Annotated in this window: 14 protein-coding genes and 1 riboswitch; of the genes, 4 read left to right on the top strand and 10 right to left on the bottom strand. The window is 49.6% G+C overall.

The genetic code is table 11. The annotated features are described in order from the left end of the window. Positions 1–65: 65 nt before the first annotated feature. The 10 genes from EQP46_RS15885 to leuA all read right to left on the bottom strand — a co-directional run bounded on the left by EQP46_RS15885 (position 66) and on the right by leuA (position 12,140). Positions 66–1,508, bottom strand: coding sequence for a transporter substrate-binding domain-containing diguanylate cyclase (locus tag EQP46_RS15885; protein ID WP_129494583.1), 1,443 nt, complete (start codon positions 1,506–1,508; stop codon positions 66–68). A gap of 183 nt (positions 1,509–1,691) precedes the next feature. After that, positions 1,692–2,693, bottom strand: coding sequence for a GGDEF domain-containing protein (locus tag EQP46_RS15880; RefSeq protein ID WP_129494582.1), 1,002 nt, complete (start codon positions 2,691–2,693; stop codon positions 1,692–1,694). A gap of 93 nt (positions 2,694–2,786) precedes the next feature. Beyond that, on the bottom strand, positions 2,787–3,476 hold the full coding sequence (thiQ, locus tag EQP46_RS15875; RefSeq protein ID WP_129494581.1) for a thiamine ABC transporter ATP-binding protein: 690 nt from the start codon (positions 3,474–3,476) through the stop codon (positions 2,787–2,789). Beyond that, on the bottom strand, positions 3,463–5,061 hold the full coding sequence (gene thiP, locus EQP46_RS15870) for a thiamine/thiamine pyrophosphate ABC transporter permease (RefSeq protein WP_129494580.1): 1,599 nt from the start codon (positions 5,059–5,061) through the stop codon (positions 3,463–3,465). The genes thiQ and thiP overlap by 14 nt, the downstream gene beginning before the upstream one ends. A 4-nt stretch (positions 5,062–5,065) precedes the next feature. After that, positions 5,066–6,040 carry a thiamine ABC transporter substrate binding subunit gene (thiB, locus tag EQP46_RS15865; protein ID WP_420841379.1) on the bottom strand — a complete coding sequence of 325 codons (975 nt, stop codon included), beginning with the start codon at positions 6,038–6,040 and terminating at the stop codon, positions 5,066–5,068. A 66-nt stretch (positions 6,041–6,106) separates the two neighbouring features. Further along, positions 6,107–6,216: riboswitch (TPP riboswitch) on the bottom strand. Positions 6,217–6,316: 100 nt separating this feature from the next. Beyond that, a complete protein-coding gene (locus EQP46_RS15860) occupies positions 6,317–7,123 on the bottom strand; it encodes a DUF547 domain-containing protein (RefSeq protein ID WP_129494578.1) in 807 nt (268 codons plus the stop codon). Between the two features lie 250 nt (positions 7,124–7,373). Beyond that, entirely contained in the window at positions 7,374–7,976 is a 603-nt protein-coding gene (leuD, locus tag EQP46_RS15855; protein WP_129494577.1) for a 3-isopropylmalate dehydratase small subunit, read from the bottom strand. 9 nt (positions 7,977–7,985) lie between these two features. Beyond that, positions 7,986–9,386, bottom strand: coding sequence for a 3-isopropylmalate dehydratase large subunit (gene leuC, locus EQP46_RS15850; protein ID WP_129494576.1), 1,401 nt, complete (start codon positions 9,384–9,386; stop codon positions 7,986–7,988). Positions 9,387–9,492: 106 nt separating this feature from the next. Beyond that, on the bottom strand, positions 9,493–10,581 hold the full coding sequence (gene leuB / locus EQP46_RS15845; RefSeq protein WP_129494575.1) for a 3-isopropylmalate dehydrogenase: 1,089 nt from the start codon (positions 10,579–10,581) through the stop codon (positions 9,493–9,495). A 2-nt stretch (positions 10,582–10,583) separates the two neighbouring features. After that, a complete protein-coding gene (gene leuA / locus EQP46_RS15840) occupies positions 10,584–12,140 on the bottom strand; it encodes a 2-isopropylmalate synthase (RefSeq protein WP_129494574.1) in 1,557 nt (518 codons plus the stop codon). Between the two features lie 626 nt (positions 12,141–12,766). On the opposite strand from leuA, the gene EQP46_RS15835 reads away from it, so the two are divergent. The 4 genes from EQP46_RS15835 (at position 12,767) to EQP46_RS15820 (ending at position 19,309) form a co-directional block, all read left to right on the top strand. Further along, complete coding sequence (locus tag EQP46_RS15835; RefSeq protein WP_129494573.1) at positions 12,767–14,185, top strand: efflux RND transporter periplasmic adaptor subunit; 1,419 nt, start codon at positions 12,767–12,769, stop codon at positions 14,183–14,185. After that, complete coding sequence (locus EQP46_RS15830; RefSeq protein WP_129494572.1) at positions 14,182–17,286, top strand: efflux RND transporter permease subunit; 3,105 nt, start codon at positions 14,182–14,184, stop codon at positions 17,284–17,286. The genes EQP46_RS15835 and EQP46_RS15830 overlap by 4 nt, the downstream gene beginning before the upstream one ends. Before the next feature lie 344 nt (positions 17,287–17,630). Continuing rightward, complete coding sequence (locus EQP46_RS15825; RefSeq protein ID WP_129494571.1) at positions 17,631–18,149, top strand: phosphatase PAP2 family protein; 519 nt, start codon at positions 17,631–17,633, stop codon at positions 18,147–18,149. 23 nt (positions 18,150–18,172) lie between these two features. Then, positions 18,173–19,309: an MJ1255/VC2487 family glycosyltransferase gene (locus tag EQP46_RS15820; protein ID WP_129494570.1), complete on the top strand. Its 1,137-nt coding sequence runs from the start codon at positions 18,173–18,175 to the stop codon at positions 19,307–19,309. Positions 19,310–19,341 lie beyond the last annotated feature (32 nt).

Raw genomic sequence — 19,341 nt, 5'->3', positions numbered from 1 at the left:
TAAGAAAAAGCTGCCAATCGGCAGCTTTTTCTATGTTTGACGGTGAGGCAAAAGGGAGATAGTCATTAAGCCCAGTGACGGCTTAGCCCCGATTCTTTTGCGTCGATTTCATTGTCTGCCGCGAAACCATAGTTTGGTTTGTTCGCACGCATGCGTGAAGTTGCGATGCGTACAAGTGATTCACCGTCTTCGCTGTCATACGGATAACAGGCAACACCTGCACTTATCTTCACTGGAACGGCAAGTTGATCAATATGCAAAGGGCTCAATTGCAGTGCTTTTTGTAATTGCTGAATCTTTCGAGTGGCTTGGCTGTTATCACTCAAATCAAACAAGACCGCAAACTGCCCGCCACCAAGACGCGCATAAAACGTGCGATTCGACATTTGCAGACGAAGCTGCATAGAAAGGTGTTTCAGTGCCATGTCACCGATATCTTGGCCGTAATTCTCATTGATACGCTTGAGCATGTCGATGTCGACCACTGCTACCACGTAAGGCGTCGGTGAAAAACGTTTATCCGCCAACTGCGTGAAGAACTGATGGCGTGTTTTCGCGCCCGTGAGCGCATCATTCTGCACTGCACTTTCAAGACGCTCGTTGGAGTCCTTTAACGCTTCAACCATGGATTTTAGCTGTTCCGTGCGACTGTTCAGTAATCTGCGATAGAAAATCAGACCCGTAATCAGCAACAGCATGGCAGTGGCAAAAATGAGGTGTTGAGAGTGTTTGTCCAGCCATGGTAATGCAAGGTGCATTTTGTTTGGCGGCATCCACTTATCATAGATTTGCTGAACATCTTGCTCGGTAATACGGTGTAAACCGTGCTCGATGATCGCAATCTCTTCTTGTGCACTCTTACTGACGGCGAAATGCAGCGGGAAGGAATACAGCTTGCCACGAGGCGTGAACAGTCCCGTGTTTCCCGTGTGGCGCATGTCATAGAGGGCTGTGTTCAAATCATCAATAAACACATCGACTTCACCACGGTATGCGGCCTCATTGAGGGCGCCAAAGGTGGAGAAGATTTTGATGTTTTTTTCAGGAATACGGGCGCTCAAAAACGCATGTTTTGTGCTTTGATTGACCGAACCGACAATCACGGAATCCAATACATTTAGATCGTCAAAAGGCAGATCCTTTTGAACGAACAGATTGACGTTATAACGTTTTAGAGGAAGCTCGCGTGAAAATGCAAGGGCTTCAGCGCGCTCGCCAGTGTATCCCAAACCGCCGTGTACAACGCCTGGATGCGTTGAGGCATAGGTAAGCGACTCGCTCCAAGGCAAGAGTTTGAACTCGATATCCACATCGTTGATCGCGCCATATAATCGCCAATAGTCGATCATAATGCCGTCGGGTTGGCCTTCTCGATTAATGTAAGAGAAAGGCTGCCAAGTGGAAGAGCCTGTGATGGTTAATTGCGTCGGCGACGCTAAAGAAAGCGGTGACGCGAACAAAAAGAGCAGTGTCAGTGAAGTAGCAACAATCTGGCGAATGCAGGACATAAAAAACCAACTCTCAAAACATACCTGTCTAGATTCCCTGACGAGGATTATACGCCACTACATACGGGTAGGGAACGACTAAATCAAACTATTGTCAATCTCAGATTGCTGTTTAAATTGCAATCAACTTCTCAAAAAGAAACCGCCATATAAGGCGGCTTCGTCAAATGCATGCGATCTCGTTTAGAAAAGTTCGACATCGTCCTCTGGCACTAAGGATTGCAGCTCACCGCTTGCGATGAGATCTTCATAGAAGGCCACCTGATTACGTCCATTTTGCTTGGCTTTGTAGAGCGCTTGGTCTGCGAAGCCCAATACGGTGATGGCATTAAGCTCTTGGTCGTTAATGGAGGCTGCACCCATTGAAATCGACACGTCTTTCGCTTGTCCATAATCGCGATTATTGACCGCGTTGAAGAAGTTTCTGACCGTTGTTTCCATGTCCTCGCGGGATTGAGGATGCATGATGGCAACAAACTCATCGCCGCCGTATCGGAATAAGATGTCTTCATCATCAAAGATTTGCTTCATCATCGCAGTGATGAGCAAGATAACCTCATCACCAAACACATGACCGAGCGTATCATTGATTTGTTTGAAGTGGTCGATGTCGAAAATACAAACCCAATGATGGTGCGTTGGATCATCGGTAATGCTAGAGCCTTGAATGAGGAAACGGTCGAGGAGCAGGTCGATTTTCGTCGTCAGCACTTTTCGGTTGTAGAGGCCTGTTAACCCATCTCGTTCGCTAGCAGAAATGATCTTCTGATAGTTTTCGTAGATCTTTGCCAGACCTTCGATGAGCTGAACTTCATCCCCCTTCACCTGATCGCACTTGCAGAACACGACCGCATGAATGTCGTCTTTCTCACCAAAGCGAATGGGCACCGCGAGCAAAGATTGGTTATCCGTTTTGCTGTATTCAACAACGTTATCGCCAATGGCAACGCAGCTTCGAAGGACCCGTTCAATGGCGTCTTTTTCTTCTTCGAAGAGAAAGATATCTGAGCATGCGACGACCATGAAATCAGGGTTGGTGTCTGGGTTGTAGTCGAGAACCAAAACCTGATTAGCCGGCGTTAACTGCAAGATGGTCGTGATGAGGCTTTCGGAAATGGTATCTGACTCTGTCTGTGCTGTGATATCAACCACCGAGTCCAGCACATCAATACTGGTAACAGTCACAATCGCATCTCTCTTATGGGTTAAGTGTCTTAAAAACAAGTATAGATGCGGTTGTTTGATGCGCAATGTTTGTCAGGAAACCTCGTAAGAATATCAGTAAAGATAGGGCTTAATGTTGTCGCAAGGGGCATCGAGTTCAGCGCTGTCAGCGTGATAGACGACACTTCCTTTGTCGATAAACAACACGTGATCAGCGATCGCTTTTGCATCTTCAGGGTGGTGTGTCACCATTAGAATCGTGGTGCCAAATTGCTTCGCCAGCGTCTTCACTTGCTCGAGCATGTCTCGGCGTAATGAAGGGTCGAGTGCAGAAAACGGTTCATCTAAAAGCAGTAAAGGCCGATTGCGCACTAAGCATCGCGCTAATGCAATGCGTTGTTTTTGGCCGCCAGACAATTGCCCTGGAAGACGATCAAGGTAGCTCTCGAGCCCAACGTTACAGGCAGCCTGCTGAACGTGCTGCTTTTGTTCAGGGTTCAGGTTTAAGCGCGGATCGATGCCTAAAGCGATATTGTCGAATGCACTTAAATGCCCGAACAAATTGTGTTCCTGAAACAAGATCGATAGTGGACGCTCGTGGGCAGGCAATTGCGTGAACTCAAGATCATTAAACGCGACGCTTCCGCCACTCGGTGGTAAAAGGCCGCAAAGCAGAGAGAGTAACGTGCTTTTCCCTGCGCCACTGGGGCCTAAAATCGCGGTAATAGAGCCAGGCTCAAGATCAAACGTAAACGACAACGTTTCTGTCTGGTACTGATACGACAGCGCGTTAACCTTGAGCATGGGAATTCCTCGTGATGACTTTTTCAATGAGCGCGTAACTGCCAAGGCTCACTGCAAACAAAATAAGTGATGCTGCCGCCGCCGCATCCATCTGATAGCTGCCCATCAAACGAAAGAGATATAAAGGCAAGGTCTCGAACCCTTGCCCACCGACCAACGCGACCGCACCAAGATCACCTGTCGATAAAACAAAGCTAATTGCCAGCGCACGCGCAATAGGGGATTTCAGCGCGCGCCACTCAATCAAACGTAGGCGATTGAGGCCTTTGACACCGAGGCTGCTGCACAAACCATGGTATTGCTGTGCAAGCTGGTAAGCAGGTTGGCTGAGCACTTTGACCACGTAAGGCAATGCCATCAAGGTATTCACTGCGAGCACCAGCCAATAGGCTGAGCTGAATACATCGACATGCTCTCGAAGCATCAAAAAAAGCCCCGTACTGAGCACGACGCTTGGCACAACGAGCACTAAAGAAGCTGTCATTTCAATGCCGTCTGCTTGAGAGCGTTTCCCTAATAGTCGCCAGTATCGGCTCGTCAACACGATGGTGGCACCGAGCGCAAAGGCGCTAAGGGCTGAACCGCTGGCCAGTAACAAGGAGTTTGCGGTGGCGTGCCAAATCGCTGATTCCGTCAATATGGCAAGGGCACTGGGATTTAACCCAATCAAGATAACCATTAACAACGGCGGGATAACGAGTAACACGGCGGCGCAAATCCAGACGCCATCCCAGACTTTCTCCGCGATGCTGTCTAAACGAGGAGGAAGAGAGATGTTGCTGTCTTTACCCTGTTGCGCGATAGGCTTCGTGAGTCTTTGAACAAGGATGTGGAAGAAACCACAAAGCAAAAGCTGCCATAGCGCTAATAACGCGCCTGTTTGCAAATCAAAGTCGAATCGAATGGCCTGATAGATCGCAAGCTCAATCGTGGTGGAACTTGGGCCGCCACCTAGCGCCATCACCGTGGCGAAGCTGGTGAAGCACAACATAAACACCAAGCCGATGGCGTGAGGTAATTGTTGGCGTAAGTAAGGCCATTCGAGCAAGGTGAATTGAGACCAGCCGCGCATCCCCAATTGTTGGGCAAGACGACGCTGATCGCTCGGAATCTGCTCCAGAGCTTGAACGAGAAGTTGAACGGAAAAGGGCAGGTTGAAGAACACGTGCGCCAACAAAATACCGGATAAACCGTAAATGTTGATGTCCCACTCCATACCGACGGCAGGAAGAGCACTTGCTAGCCATCCGCTTTTGCCATAAATCGCAAGAATGCCGAATACACCAACCAACACGGGCAACACCAATGTCATGGAGAAGAGTTTTAACAGCAGAGCTTTGCCAACGAACGTTCGCCTTGATAGAGCATGTGCGACGGGAATGGCGAGACCGACGGACAGCAAGGTAGAAAGGAACGCCTGCTTGAGACTGAACACGGTGACATGCTGCAAATACGGATCTTGCCAGAGAGATGCGATGTTTAGGCTCGGTGCCTGAGACATCAAAGAAAACAACGCGGCGCTAATAAGCACCGCGATTAACGATGCCGAGACAAGGCCCGGCCACGTTCTTGAAGGGGTTAGCACAGAATTACTTCACCAATGCTGATTGCCATTCACGGATCCAAGTACGACGATTATCCGCCACGTTCTCAGGGGTGAATTGCAGACTTTTTACGGGGACAGACAAAGTATTGAAACCGTCTGGCAAAGCAACATCGGTCACTGGGTACATCCAGTTGCCCGTCGGGATGGTGTTCTGGAAGCCATCACTCAAGATAAACTGCATGAACTCATCGGCGAGTGCTTGGTTTTCCGAGGCTTTTACTTTGGCTGCGACTTCCACCTGCATGTAGTGACCTTCTTCGAAATTCGCGCTTGTGAAGTTCGGATTTTCTTCCGCTATCAGGTGGTAAGCCGGTGAGGTGGTGTAGGACAACACCATGTCGGATTCGCCCTTCAGGAACATGTTGTACGCTTCAGACCAACCCTTAGTGACGGTAACGGTTTTCGAGGCCAGTTGTTGCCAAGCATCGGAAACGTCATCACCATAAATTGTCTTCATCCAAAGCATTAAACCTTGTCCCGGCGTAGAAGTGCGTGGGTCTTGGTAAATCACCGAGATATCATCGCGAGACGCCACCAATTCTTTTAGGCTTTTAGGTGGATTCTGTAGCTTGGTTTTGTCGTAGACAAAGGCGAAGTAGCCATAATCGTATGGGACAAAGGTGTCGTTGCTCCAGCCATCAGGCAGTGATATAGCTTTGGTATCAACACGGTGAGTCGCGAGTAATCCGGTTTTCTCTGCTTCGGCCATCAAGTTGGTGTCTAATCCGAGCACAACATCGGCTTTGCTGTTTTTCCCTTCTAAACGTAAGCGGTTAAGAATGGTCACGCCATCATCCAATGCGACGAGATTCAAGGTGCAATCACATTGCGCCTCAAAGGCTTTCTTAACAGCAGGGCCTGGGCCCCAATCTGCAGCAAAAGAGTCGTAAGTGTATACGGTTAGGGTATCAGAAGGGTCTGCTAACACAGGACCAGCCATGGCCATAGTTAACATCATTGCAGAAACGCGGATTTTCATGGTTGCCTCACTTCATGTTCGGCGAGGCTTGAGGTGGGTTGATCCAAGTTCGGATCATCTCAATTCCTACGCCAGCATTATCTGGATCAGGTCTATGGGTTTAGCTTTCGCAATCTCAGCCTGTGCGAATAGCACGAGCTCCCCACGAGATGTCAGATATTGTAAACCATGAAGATAGCGAGAGATACCCGCACCCGTCTAAGGTGCGGGATCTGTGGTTGATCGTTGTGTTTCAACACATGAATAATCTAAAAACTACGGCTGATTGAGAGACCAATCGTATTCGTATTTGATTTTTCCTGACCAACCTTCGAGTTTCTTGCCGTCACGGTACTTGTCAATCTCACGCAAGATCGCTTGTTCATCGTCACCAAAGTCAGAAGCGTACCAGTCATAGATGGACGAAATAATGAGTGTGTTATCTGAAATCAGGAGGCATTTGGGGCTATTAGTAAACTGGCGAGCGGCTTCCGTGAGAAGCTTTTCCATATTCTCTCCATCATAGGCTTCATTAGAGAGGTTTGGGCAGCCAAGGCTTGCGCAGTTGACGGCATAATGGATACGAGGGTCTTTCCATATTGGTCGAAGGATTCTGTGCTCAATGTCGTTAAGCGTAATGTCTTCGCCATTAATCACAGCAACATCTTCATCCCAAGGGCCAAAGCTCATAAAGCCACCTAGCTTGGTGATCGACTTTACCGGATACTCATCCAAAATCACTTTTACCGTCAGCGCATTATAGAGGTTTATCCAATAAGCGAATTGCTCACTTCTGCTGTAATCACGAGGGTCCATTTGCGTGAGGTTTGAAAGGTATTTTTCAAGGAGTGCTTTGTCTTCATCAGAGACATCGGCGTATCTAAACAGGTTGTTGTAATCTCTTTTGACAACATATTTGGTGAGGATGGTTTGCCAGTCTTGGTGATCAATCTTGGCGAGGTTTGCATCATCGCTTTTATTCCACATGGGCCACAGCTTACTTTTAGGTGCTGCATGGGCGTGATTAGCGATCACGAGTAAGCCAAGGATAAATGGAAGCAGTAATACGCGAACTTGTTGCATTCTTAGACCCTGTAAAATGATATTTCCCGACTTAATATAGACCTTTCAATGCCGCTTAAATTTCTGTTCAACTTCACGTTTTAGCTGGCCTGTAGCGGTGTTTTGTGTGATCAATTTCTCGGTTTTTGTACTGTTCGTCTAAACAGAATCATTTCAAACGTTGCAACTCTTTCTTGTCGACCAAAAATAAAACCGGCGATGAGCGCCGGTTTTGAATGTATTCCTGCTGATGCGAGAGTGTCTGTCGCACTTACGCCAAGAAAGAAGGGATCTTCGCTTCGTACTCTGCAATCTTATCGCTGTGTTGCAGCGTCAAGCCGATGCTATCCAAGCCTTCGAGTAAGCAGTGACGACGGAACTCGTCGATTTCAAACGAATACGATTTACCGCCTGCTGTGACCGTTTGAGCTTCAAGATCGAGTGCGATCTCTGCGCCTTCGTTGTTTTCAACAAAGGTAAATAGCTCATCCACTTCCGCTTCTGTTAGCTTCACAGGCACCATCTGGTTGTTGATGGAGTTACCGTAAAAAATGTCAGCAAAGCTCGGGGCGATCATCACTTGGAAACCAAAGTCTGCCAAGGCCCAAGGAGCGTGTTCGCGGGAAGAACCACAGCCAAAGTTTTCACGTGCAAGCAGCACACTCGCGCCTTTGTAGCGAGGTTGGTTCAGCACAAACTCAGGGTTGTCTTGTTGGCCTGCTTCATCCAGAAAACGCCAGTCGTGGAAAAGGTGCTTACCAAATCCAGTGCGGTTTACTTTCTGCAAAAATTGCTTTGGGATGATGGCATCAGTATCGACGTTTGCTGCGTCCAGCGGTGCCACCAAACCGGTATGTTGTTTAATTCCTGACATGGTGATTCCTTATAAGCTGTTAACGTCAACAAAGTGGCCAGCAACGGCGGCAGCCGCAGCCATTGCAGGGCTTACCAAGTGCGTACGACCTTCACGACCCTGACGGCCTTCGAAGTTACGGTTACTGGTTGATGCGCAGCGCTCTTTTGGACCTAAGCGGTCGTTGTTCATCGCCAAACACATAGAGCAACCCGGCAGACGCCATTCAAAGCCTGCATCAACAAAGATTTTATCCAAACCTTCCGCTTCTGCTTGTGCTTTTACTTGCTCAGAGCCCGGTACAACCAAGGCTTGAACGCCAGCCGCTACTTTACGGCCTTTTGCAATTGCCGCGGCAGCACGCATGTCTTCAATGCGTGAGTTGGTGCAAGAACCAATAAAGACTTTATCGATGTTGATGTCAGTGATTTTCTGACCGGCTTCAATGCCCATGTATTTCAACGCGCGCTCTGCAGAGTGGCGCTCAATCGGGTCGTTAAAGCTTTCAGGGGCTGGAACCACACCGTTGATGCCAACAACCTGACCTGGGTTTGTTCCCCAAGTCACTTGATTGTTGATGTCAGCAGCTTCCAATGTCACGACAGCATCAAACTGCGCGTCGTCATCGGTTTTCAGTGTTTTCCAGTAGGCCACTGCGGCATCCCAATCCGCGCCAGTTGGCGAGAATTTACGGCCTTGCAGATAGTCGAAGGTGGTTTGATCTGGTGCAACCAGACCCGCTTTCGCACCCAGTTCGATAGCCATGTTACATACCGTCATACGGCCTTCCATGGTTAAATCTTCAATGGCTTGACCACAGAACTCCACCACATAGCCTGTACCGCCTGCATGGCCCACTTTGCCGATGATGGCAAGCACGATGTCTTTTGCCGTCACGCCTTCAGCGACTTTGCCTTTAACCTCGATTTTCATGGTCTTGGCGGAGCCTTGCTTCAGGGTTTGAGTCGCAAGAACGTGCTCAACTTCTGACGTACCGATACCGAACGCCAAGGCGCCAAATGCACCGTGGGTTGCGGTGTGTGAATCACCACAAACAATGGTCGTGCCCGGCAGAGTGATACCCAGTTCAGGGCCCATGACGTGAACGATACCTTGGTATGGGTGGTTCAAATCGTAAAGGGTGACGCCAAACTCTTCACAGTTTTTCGCCAGCGTTTCCATTTGGATTTTCGCCATCTCGCCAGAGGCGTTGATGTCTTTGGTTTGTGTGGAAACGTTGTGATCCATGGTCGCGAAGGTTTTCGATACCTGACGTACAGGACGCCCTTTTTCGCGCAAGCCATCAAAGGCTTGAGGAGAAGTCACTTCGTGCACCAAGTGGCGATCGATATACAACAAAGGCGTTTCGCCTTCTGCCGCTACCACCACATGGGCGTCGTAGACTTTTTCGTATAATGTTTTTGCCGACATTGCCTAATCCTTTTTCTCATCATCATCGCGTTCACAGGGAATTATTGGTGGCGTAGCACCGGTCTGAGAACGCCATGAGTTGGAGCTATTATGATCCGTATAATTTTTATGCTTCGCTGACATAAGCGGCGATCTTATCACCCATTTCTGACGTGGTCAGAGGGGTGCTGTCGCCTGCGAGGTCTGCGGTTAGCTCGCCCGCTTCGAGTGCTTTGCTCACGGCATCTTCGATAGCACGTGCTGCATTTTCTTCACCCAAGCTGTAGCGAAGCATCAGTGCTGCAGACAAGATCTGCGCCACTGGGTTGGCAATGTTTTTGCCTGCGATATCTGGCGCTGAACCACCTGCTGGTTCGTACATGCCGAACTTACTGTCGTTCAGGCTGGCAGAAGGCAGCATGCCCATGGAGCCTGTGATCATCGCGCACTCATCAGAGATGATGTCGCCGAAGATGTTTGAACACAGCATGACGTCGAACTGCGAAGGGTCTTTGATCAGCTGCATGGTCGCGTTGTCGATGTAGATGTGTGAAAGCTCTATATCTGGGTACTCTTTGGCAATCTCTTCAACCACTTCACGCCATAGGATAGAGCTTTGCAGAACGTTCGCTTTATCCACTGACATGACCTTTTTGCGGCGAAGGCGCGCTGATTCAAACGCGATGCGAGCAATACGTTCGATTTCGTAACGGTGGTACACCTCAGTATCAAACGCTTTTTCTTCAGGGCCTGAGCCTTCACGGCCTTTTGGTTGCCCAAAGTAAATGCCGCCCGTCAGCTCACGCACAACGACGATGTCGAAGCCGCGCTCAGAGATGTCAGCGCGCAGAGGCGAGAACGCTTCAAGTCCTGCATGAATTTGCGCAGGGCGAAGGTTACAGAAAAGCTGAAAGTGCTTACGCAAAGGCAGCAATGCCCCGCGCTCTGGTTGCTCGTTTGGTGGCAGGTGTTCCCATTTCGGGCCGCCGACTGAACCAAACAGAACCGCGTCAGAATCTTCACAACCTTTTAGGGTTGCGTCTGGCAGTGGTGAGCCATGGTTATCAATGGCAATGCCGCCCACATCGAACTCTTGCTTTTCGAATTGGATATCGAATTTTTTAGAAACCGCATCCAGCACCTTGTGTGCTTGTTGCATGACTTCAGGGCCAATTCCGTCGCCCGGTAGAACGGCAATTTTGTACGTACCTGCCATGGTTACACTGTCTCCGTTTTTAAAGTTGCTTGTTCTTTTATTTGAGCGATACGGTTAGCGCGATAAATGCTGTTGATGACGTGTAGCAACGCTTGTCCCGACGCTTCAATGATATCTGTCGACACGCCTGTACCGTGGTACTTGCGGCCTTTGTAGTTTGCGATGATGTCTGCTTGACCCAGACCATCTTCCCCTTCGCCTTTTGCGGTGAGGTCGAATTTGTCCAGCACGATGTCATAACCTGTAATGCGGTAAATCGCTTGGTACAACGAATCAACGGGGCCGTTACCAATGGCGGCATCGCTGACTTCCTCATCGCCACACTGCAAGCTGATGGTCGCGGTCGCTTTCACGCTGCCGCTTTGTACACTGAGGTACTTCAACTTATAGAAGTCATCTTCTTCTTGCAGGTTATTGAAGAACATCAGTGCTTCCAAGTCATAATCGAAAACTTGGCCTTTTCGGTCGGCCAACTTCAAAAATGACTGGTACAGACTATCCAAATCATAATCACTGTCGTTGTAACCCATGGTGTCCATGTGGTTCTTCACCGCAGCGCGACCAGAACGGCTGGTTAGGTTCAAGGCTTTCTGGCCAAGACCTATCGACTGAGGTGTCATGATTTCGTAGGTGTTCTTGTTTTTGATCATGCCATCTTGGTGAATACCAGAGCTGTGGCTGAATGCATTTGTGCCCACAATCGCTTTGTTAGATTGAATTGGCATGTTGCAAAGCTGGCTGACCATTTTGCTGGTGCGACTGATTTCTGTGTGATTAATGCCAGTATCAACACCCAGCAGTTCGCTGCGGGTTTTGATGATCATGGCAATTTCTTCCAATGCACAGTTACCTGCGCGCTCACCAATACCGTTGATCGTGCCTTCGATTTGACGTGCACCCGCTTGAACCGCGGCAATGGAGTTGGCAACCGACATGCCTAAGTCATCGTGACAGTGAACAGAAATCACCGCTTTATCGATGTTAGGAACACGGTTGAACAGGGTTTCGATGATGCCACCAAATTCACCTGGCACGGTGTAGCCAACGGTGTCAGGGATGTTAACCGTGGTTGCGCCCGCTTTAATGGCTTCTTCAACCATGCGGCACAAGTTATCGATGGGTGTACGGCCTGCATCTTCACACGAGAATTCAACGTCATCGGTATAACGACGCGCACGTTTCACTGCGTTAACACCCATTTCAACCACTTGGTCGTAGCTGCGGCGTAATTTGTCTTGAACGTGAATGGTCGAGGTCGACAGGAAAGTGTGTATACGGAACGCTTCTGCCACCTTCAAGGACTCCGCGGCAACATCAATGTCTTTATTGACGGCGCGAGACAGACCACAAATGCGACTGTTCTTGACGGTTTTCGCGATGGTTTGAACCGATTCAAAATCGCCTGGGCTTGAAACTGGGAAACCCGCTTCAATCACGTCTACACCCAAACGCTCGAGTGCGAGTGCAATCTGCAGCTTCTCTTTCACAGTTAGGCTGGCAGACAGCGCTTGTTCGCCGTCACGTAAGGTGGTGTCAAATATGATGACTCGGTCTTTCATGGTCGTTCCCTCATTTGCCCGTTTCTTTGGTTAATCCGCACCGCTGGCAGGCCATACGAAAAAACCCGCGCTCTTGGCGCGGGTTTCATATGTCTTGGTGAATGCTATTTTCAGTCCATGACTACCCGCGCGAAAAATTCACGAGAAGGAGTAGGTCTAGGAGGAAAATACGTTGCATCATTTTTACAGTTCTCTAAAAGGCTCTGCACAAATGAATACCAAACCATTTACTATTACGTCAATATCAAATTAGAAAATAACAAGAAAGCATTATCTATGTTGTTAACTGTGGTGCAAAACACTGCTTTTTGTGTTGGTTGTTGGTTTTATTCACTAACTAGAGTTTTGGGCGAAATTTGAACTTTCTCAGCACTTGGGGCTGATGGAAGTGATATCACCACGTTGACGAACAAAGAAGCGCGCGTGATGTCGTGAAGCGCTAAGGGCATTATCCAGCCAGTGTTGTCACAGATTGCATATCCCACAATGCAATGTTTTGTAAATTGAGAGAAAAGCTGGATGTTCCAACGTAGTATTTGTCATTAAATAAGCTATTCATGCTCGCAGCATGTACGTTTATGCGCCCACAGGCATAAATCACCCAGTTAGATATGGAGGTCTTCACAATGACACTGCGCCGAAAGCTGCTTTTCTTCCCTGTTCTTGCGATTGGCATTTTGGTGTTGGTGGTGGCGATTAAGACCCGCCCAGACATTCCGGTGAAACCCGCGCAATCAAAAGCGCGGCCTGTTGATGTTCTCACGTTAACACAGCAAACCATTTCGCCTGTGGTGGCGGGCTTTGGACGCGTGACGCCAAAGCTCACCTGGCAAGCCATTGCGGAAGTGAACGGCAAAGTCATTTATCGCAACCCCGCGCTTGAAAAAGGCAGCATCTTACCGGCGGGTACAGAGCTGCTTCGTATCGATCCGACAGATTATCAACTGGCTGTCGCCCAAGCACAGGCCGATGTGAGTGCCAAACAAGCGCGTTTAGCCAAATTAGATTTGGACAGCAGCAACCTAAAAACCACGCTGAACATTGAGAAACGTCGTTTAGCCTTGAGCAAAGACGAGCTAACGCGAAAGAAAAACCTGCGCCAAAAAGGCCTCACCTCACAATCTGATCTCGACACCGAGCAGCAAGCCTACCTGTCGCAACAAACCCGCGTGCAAGATTTAGAGAGCCAACTGAAAGTGCTGCCTGACGAGCGCCTGATCACCGAAGCCGAGCTGGATGCAAGCCAGCTGGCACTCACGCAAGCAGAGCGCGATCTGGAAAAAACCCACGTTGTGTTGCCAGTGAACAGCCGCATTGCTGAAGTGAACATCGAAAAAGACCAGTTTGTCACGCCGCAGCAAATCATGGTGGTGGCACACGGGTTAGAAGCCGTAGAAGTTGATGCGCAAGTCTCGATTCATGACATGCAAACCCTGTTTGATTCTCTGAATGCGGCATCTAGCCCTCGCCAAAATGGCAATCAAAGTGACATGCAATCCGCAGCGAATGGGCACTTAGAGAGATTGACCGCCAATGTTGCGCTCTCCAGTGGCAGTTTTAATCAAACATGGTCTGCCAACGTAGCGCGATTGAGCGACACCGTGAATTTGAATCAGGCGACCGTCGGGGTGATCCTCGAAATCCCTCTTAACCTTTCATCATCACAATCAGATGCGACAACGCAAAATCCTGTGGCCGCTTTGCCTTCTTTGGTGAATGGCATGTTTGTTCAAGCCACGATCGAAGGGCAACCTGTGGCGCATTGGGTGATCCCAGAACAAGCGCTGCGTGGTGATAAAGTGTATTTGATGGAAGAAGGCGTGCTGACTGTTGAGCCTGTCGATGTGTTATTCCGTCACGACGATTTGGTCGCGATCGCGGGTGATCTCAAAGACGGCCAGCAATTGGTGGTGAATGATCTCCTGCCTGCGGTGCCAGGTATGGCACTGCGAACCTTTACGCTCGATGGGGAACGCGTGGCTGCTGATGATGAACAAGCTGCTAATGCTGAAAGTGAAAACGCAGCGAATGAGGATGCATCATGATCCGCTATTTCGCACGGCATCCCACCGCAGCCAATTTGTTGATGCTTGCGTTGATCTTAATTGGCTTAACCTCATTACCTAAGCTCAAGCGGGAAACCTTCCCCGAGTTTGCTCCACCCTTTATTCTCGCCAATGTCGTTTATCCAGGCGCGAGTCCTGAGCAAGTAGAACAAAACATTTGTTTGCTGATGGAAGAAGCCGTTGATGGTCTGTCGAATATCGAAGAAACGCGCTGTGAAGCCTTAGAAGGTTCAGCCTCTTTGGTGGTGAAGCTGGATAAAACCGCCGATATCTCTCGCATGCTGGTGGACATTCAAACGCAGATCAATGCCGTGAATAACTTCCCCAGCGACATTGAACCGCCTGTTGTCCGTGAGCTAGATTGGAATGAACCTGTCGTGGATGTCGCTATTGCCGCAGACACCGACTGGGTGGGGTTAAAAGCCTACGCCGAATCCCTCAAACAAACGTTAAAACAAGACTATGACGTGCCACTTGTCAGTGTCGCTGGCTTTTCTGATCGCCAAATCCGTGTCGAAGTAAAAGAAAGTGCAGTGCGACAACTTGGGTTGAGCGTGTCTGATATTGCCGAGCAAATCAGTGCGCAAAACATCAACTTGCCGAGCGGTAACGTTGAACTGGCTGACAAAAGTTTGCTGATTCGTTTTGATGAAAGACGGATTACCGCAGACACGCTAGGCCGCGTGGTGGTGGCTGCAGATAGCCAAGGTGGCGTGATCCGATTACAGGACATCGCCACGCTGACGGAACGTTTTGAGCTAGATGAACAACAAGTGTGGTTTGATGACAAACCGTCAGCACTGCTCAAGATCAGCAAAAACAAAGCCGACGATGCCCTGCGCATAAAAGCGCGGGTCGAGCAATTTGTTAACGACCAACAAGCCATCGCGCCGAATGGTGTCACCTTAAACCTCACCAATGATTTTTCCTCGCTGCTTTGGGATCGCCTCACCATGATGGTCCGCAATGCATGGCAGGGTGTCCTTTTGGTCTTCGGTGTCATGTGGCTGTTCTTCTCGTTCCGTTACTCCTTCTGGGTTGCGGCAGGCTTGCCCGTGGCCTTCTTGGGCGGATTCTTCTTGATGGCGCAATTGGGGCTGTCGATAAACATCATGTCGCTGGTGGGACTATTGATGGCCATCGGTATCATGATGGATGACGCCATTGTGATATCCGAGTCGATTGCCGCACACATCGATCGGGGACAAAAACTTGAAGATGCCGTGGTCAATGGCGTGAAGAAGGTTATGCCCGGCGTGGTCTCTTCTTATCTCACCACCGTGTGTATTTTCGGCAGCCTGATTTTCCTTCAAGGTGAAATGGGGGCCGTGCTTCGCGTCGTGCCCATGGTGCTGATACTGGTACTGACCTTGAGTTTGGTTGAAGCCTTCTTAATCTTGCCCCATCACCTTCAACACTCTTTATCTCATGCGGGCGAGCCTAAGCCCGACTTGGCGTTTAAGCGCCGCTTCTTGGCGGCATTTGAACGATTCCGTGCAGGCACGCTCGCCACGTTAGTCACCCGCGTTGTTGAATGGCGGTATGCCTTCGTTGGCGGTGTGATGGCGATGTTATTGATCTCGTTTGCACTTCTTGCGTCAGGATCCGTGCGATTTGTGGGTTTTCCTGAACTGGATGGCGACATCGTGGAAGCGCGCATTATTTTGCCGCCAGGATCCTCGCTGTCACAAACCGAAAAAGTGGTGGACACGTTAGTGGCATCTGCGGTGCGCATTGGTGATCGCATGAGTGAAGAAAACGGCGAGCCAGAGCCTTTGATTTCGCATATCACGCAGCAATTTAATGCCAATGCGGATGCCGATGAAAGTGGGCCGCATATCGCGACCGTGCGGCTGGATTTGCTGAGCGCAGAAATTCGAAACACCTTGATTGATGATTTTGCCGTTGCGTGGGAGCAAGACATTGGCGTGCTGACCGAGCCGATTTCCTTGGTGATCAAGCAGCCAGCCATGGGGCCGGGTGGACGAGACTTCGATATTCGATTGCAACACGACAATTTGGATGAACTGAAGCAAGCGTCTGTGGAGATCCAGCAATTCATCGCCCAGTTTGAAGGCGTGTCCGGCGTGCTTGATGACATGCGCCCCGGCAAAGAAGAAGTCAAAATCACATTGCGTCCTGGCGCAGAAGCCTTTGGCATTAATGGTCAAATGATCGCGCGACAGCTTCGCTCTGCGTATTTCGGGCAAACCGCGGATGAAATTCAGGTCGGCCCAGAAAGCATCGAAATTGATGTCAGATTGGATAAAGGAGATGCGAGCAGTCTGCAGGGGCTGGCGAACTTCCCGATAGTGCTGGGGGATGGCAGCCAAGTGCCACTTTCCACGGTGGCTGAGCTGAACTATCAGCGTAATTATGTGCGTATTCAGCGCATTGATGGTCTGCGTACATTGAGCGTGTACGGTGATGTTATTCAGAGCAAGGTCAGCATTGGTGATGTGCTGGCACAGCTAAAAGTGGAGTTAGTCCCCGAGCTGAAAAAACAGTACCCAGGGCTAAGAGTGTTGTTTGAAGGGCAAAGCCAAGACGCGGCAGAGACCCAACAATCGATGGCTATTGGGTTTGCGATGGGGCTGTTCGGGATCTTCGTGATTTTGAGTTACCAATTCCGCAGCTACTTAGAGCCTTTTGTTGTTTTGTTGGCGATCCCGCTGGCGTTGATCGGCGTGATTTGGGGGCATTGGCTCCTCGGTCACCCGTTGAGCATGCCAAGTATGCTGGGTTTTGTGTCGTTAGCAGGGGTGGTGGTCAATGACTCCATCTTGCTGGTGCAATACATTCGCCATCACCTCGATGAGGGCGAAGACATATACGATGCGGTTGTGCGCGCCAGTCAGGAGCGTTTCCGCGCCGTATTCCTCACGTCGTTGACCACCGCCGCAGGCTTGTTGCCGCTGATGTTGGAAACCAGCCTTCAAGCGCAAGTGGTGAAGCCGTTGGTGATTTCCATCGTGTTCGGTATTTTCGCCTCGACGATGTTGGTGTTGTTTATGATCCCCGCCGCTTACGCGATCTTGGCAGATTTTGGCAAAGTGAAACGACACGCGCGCTTGGTTTAGAAAGCAGGTGTGAGGTTAGAGGGGCGAGAGACGAGATTTGAGTCTCGAGATAAAAGAGTAGAGAGAGAAGACTAGACAAACGAGTCTCGAGTTTCGAGATAAAAGACTAGAGATAAGAGGCAGGCTCTATTCTCTATTCTCTATTCTCTATTCTCTATTCTCTATTCTCTATTCTCGCACCTCGCACCTCGCACCTCGCACCTCGCGCCTCGTCTCTCGTCTCTCGTCTCTCATCTCTCATCTCTCGATCTTAAATTTCATCAAGACGTCTGCAAAGCGTCACAGGACTGTCACCCCCCACTTCTACGCTGACTTTGTAACATCAATAAAAGTGGAGTTGATGCATGCGAAGTCTTGGCACGATTCAACGGGTTGATCAGGCTGTATCAACCCTATGTTTAAGTCACAGGTTCAGCCCATCAGTGGCCCGCGTTTCGCGTTGGGTGTCAAAAAGTGGGGATGGACATTTCTATCTCGCAATTGGTCTTTTACTTGCTGTCAGTGATGGCGATAGAGGCCTTACCTTTCTGCTCTGTGGGTTGTTAGCATTCGCCATCGAGTTACCCATTTATACCTCCTTGAAGCGCCGTTTTCGCCGCGCAAGACCGTCACACTTACCGGCTTTTATTACCCCTTCCGATCTTTACAGCATGCCTTCTGGGCACACAGCAGCGGCGTTTCTCATGGCGATGTTGCTGAGCCATTTTTACCCTGAAATGGCAATGCTGTATTGGAGTTGGGCGGCTGCGATTGGTTTGTCGCGTGTGTTGTTGGGCGTGCACTTTATTACTGATGTATTGGTTGGGGCAGCGCTGGGTGTCGGGGTTGCAAGGTTCGCGCTGACCTTTTCGTTTCCCGTTTGAGTGCAGCAAAAGAGAGAGAATGAATGAAGATCCTTTATGGTGTTCAAGGCACGGGTAATGGACACATATCACGCGCGCGTGCGATGGCGGCGGCGTTTGCAAAAATCCCCAATGTGAATGTGCAGTATCTGTTTTCAGGTCGGCCTGAAGCAAATTACTTCGACATGGCAGTGTTTGGTGATTACCTCGTCAGACGCGGATTAACCTTCGAAAGCCATGAGGGAAAAGTGGATCTGCGCAAAACGGTCTTGAATAACAATGTCTGGCAGTTTTTGCTCGATGTGCGACAGCTTGATGTGTCGGGCTATGATCTCGTGATCTCAGATTTTGAGCCAGTAACTGCTCACGCCGCAAAACGGCGCGGCGTGCCGTCATTGTCGATCAGCCATCAATCGGCGTTTACCTACGATGTGCCGATCTACGGGCAAGGGCTGTTTGATAAGTGTGTTATGCGTCATTTCGCGCCGACAGATCTTAAAATCGGTTTGCACTGGTATCACTTCAATCAGCCGATCCTACCGCCGATCATCGACTTGCCAGACGCTGAATTGTCCCGTTCAGGGCCGATTTTGACGTATTTGCCGTTTGAAAAGTTAGAGAAGGTGCTTGCTACGCTACAGCATTTCTCACACTCATTTATTTGTTTCCACCCTGAGTGTAAAACGGCCAGTCGACAAGGAAACGTGGATGTTCGACCGCTAAGTAAGCACGAATTTCATGAGGCGTTGATGCAGTGTGATGGCGTGATAGCTAACGGCGGGTTTGAGCTCCCATCAGAAGTGTTATCTCTGGGGAAAAAGCTCTTGCTCAAGCCATTAAATGGCCAGTTTGAACAGCAAAGTAACGTCGCAACCCTGGATATGCTGGGTTTGGCGAGCGCGATGAATACGTTGGATATTGCGGTGATCAGTCGGTGGCTGGCGAAAACCGACAGCAGTAAAGTCACGTATCCCGATGTGGCGAGTGCGTTAGCCAAATGGTTGGCAGAAGGGGACAGGGAGACCTTGCCAGCACTGCGAGAAGACCTTTGGTCTCAAGTGGTTTTTCCTGAACATGTCACGGATTTATTATCAGATTTTTGGCCAAGTCAGCAACGAAAGCGCGCCATGTTCAGTCTGCAACTTTCTGCGATTGCAAATAAAAAAGCACGGCAATATTGATCAAGCGAATGGATGTGCAACATGTCAGTAAG

The sequence above is a fragment of the Enterovibrio baiacu genome (assembly GCF_004120195.1).
Classification (GTDB): domain Bacteria; phylum Pseudomonadota; class Gammaproteobacteria; order Enterobacterales; family Vibrionaceae; genus Enterovibrio; species Enterovibrio baiacui.
This window is presented reverse-complemented; position numbering and strand designations above follow the sequence as displayed.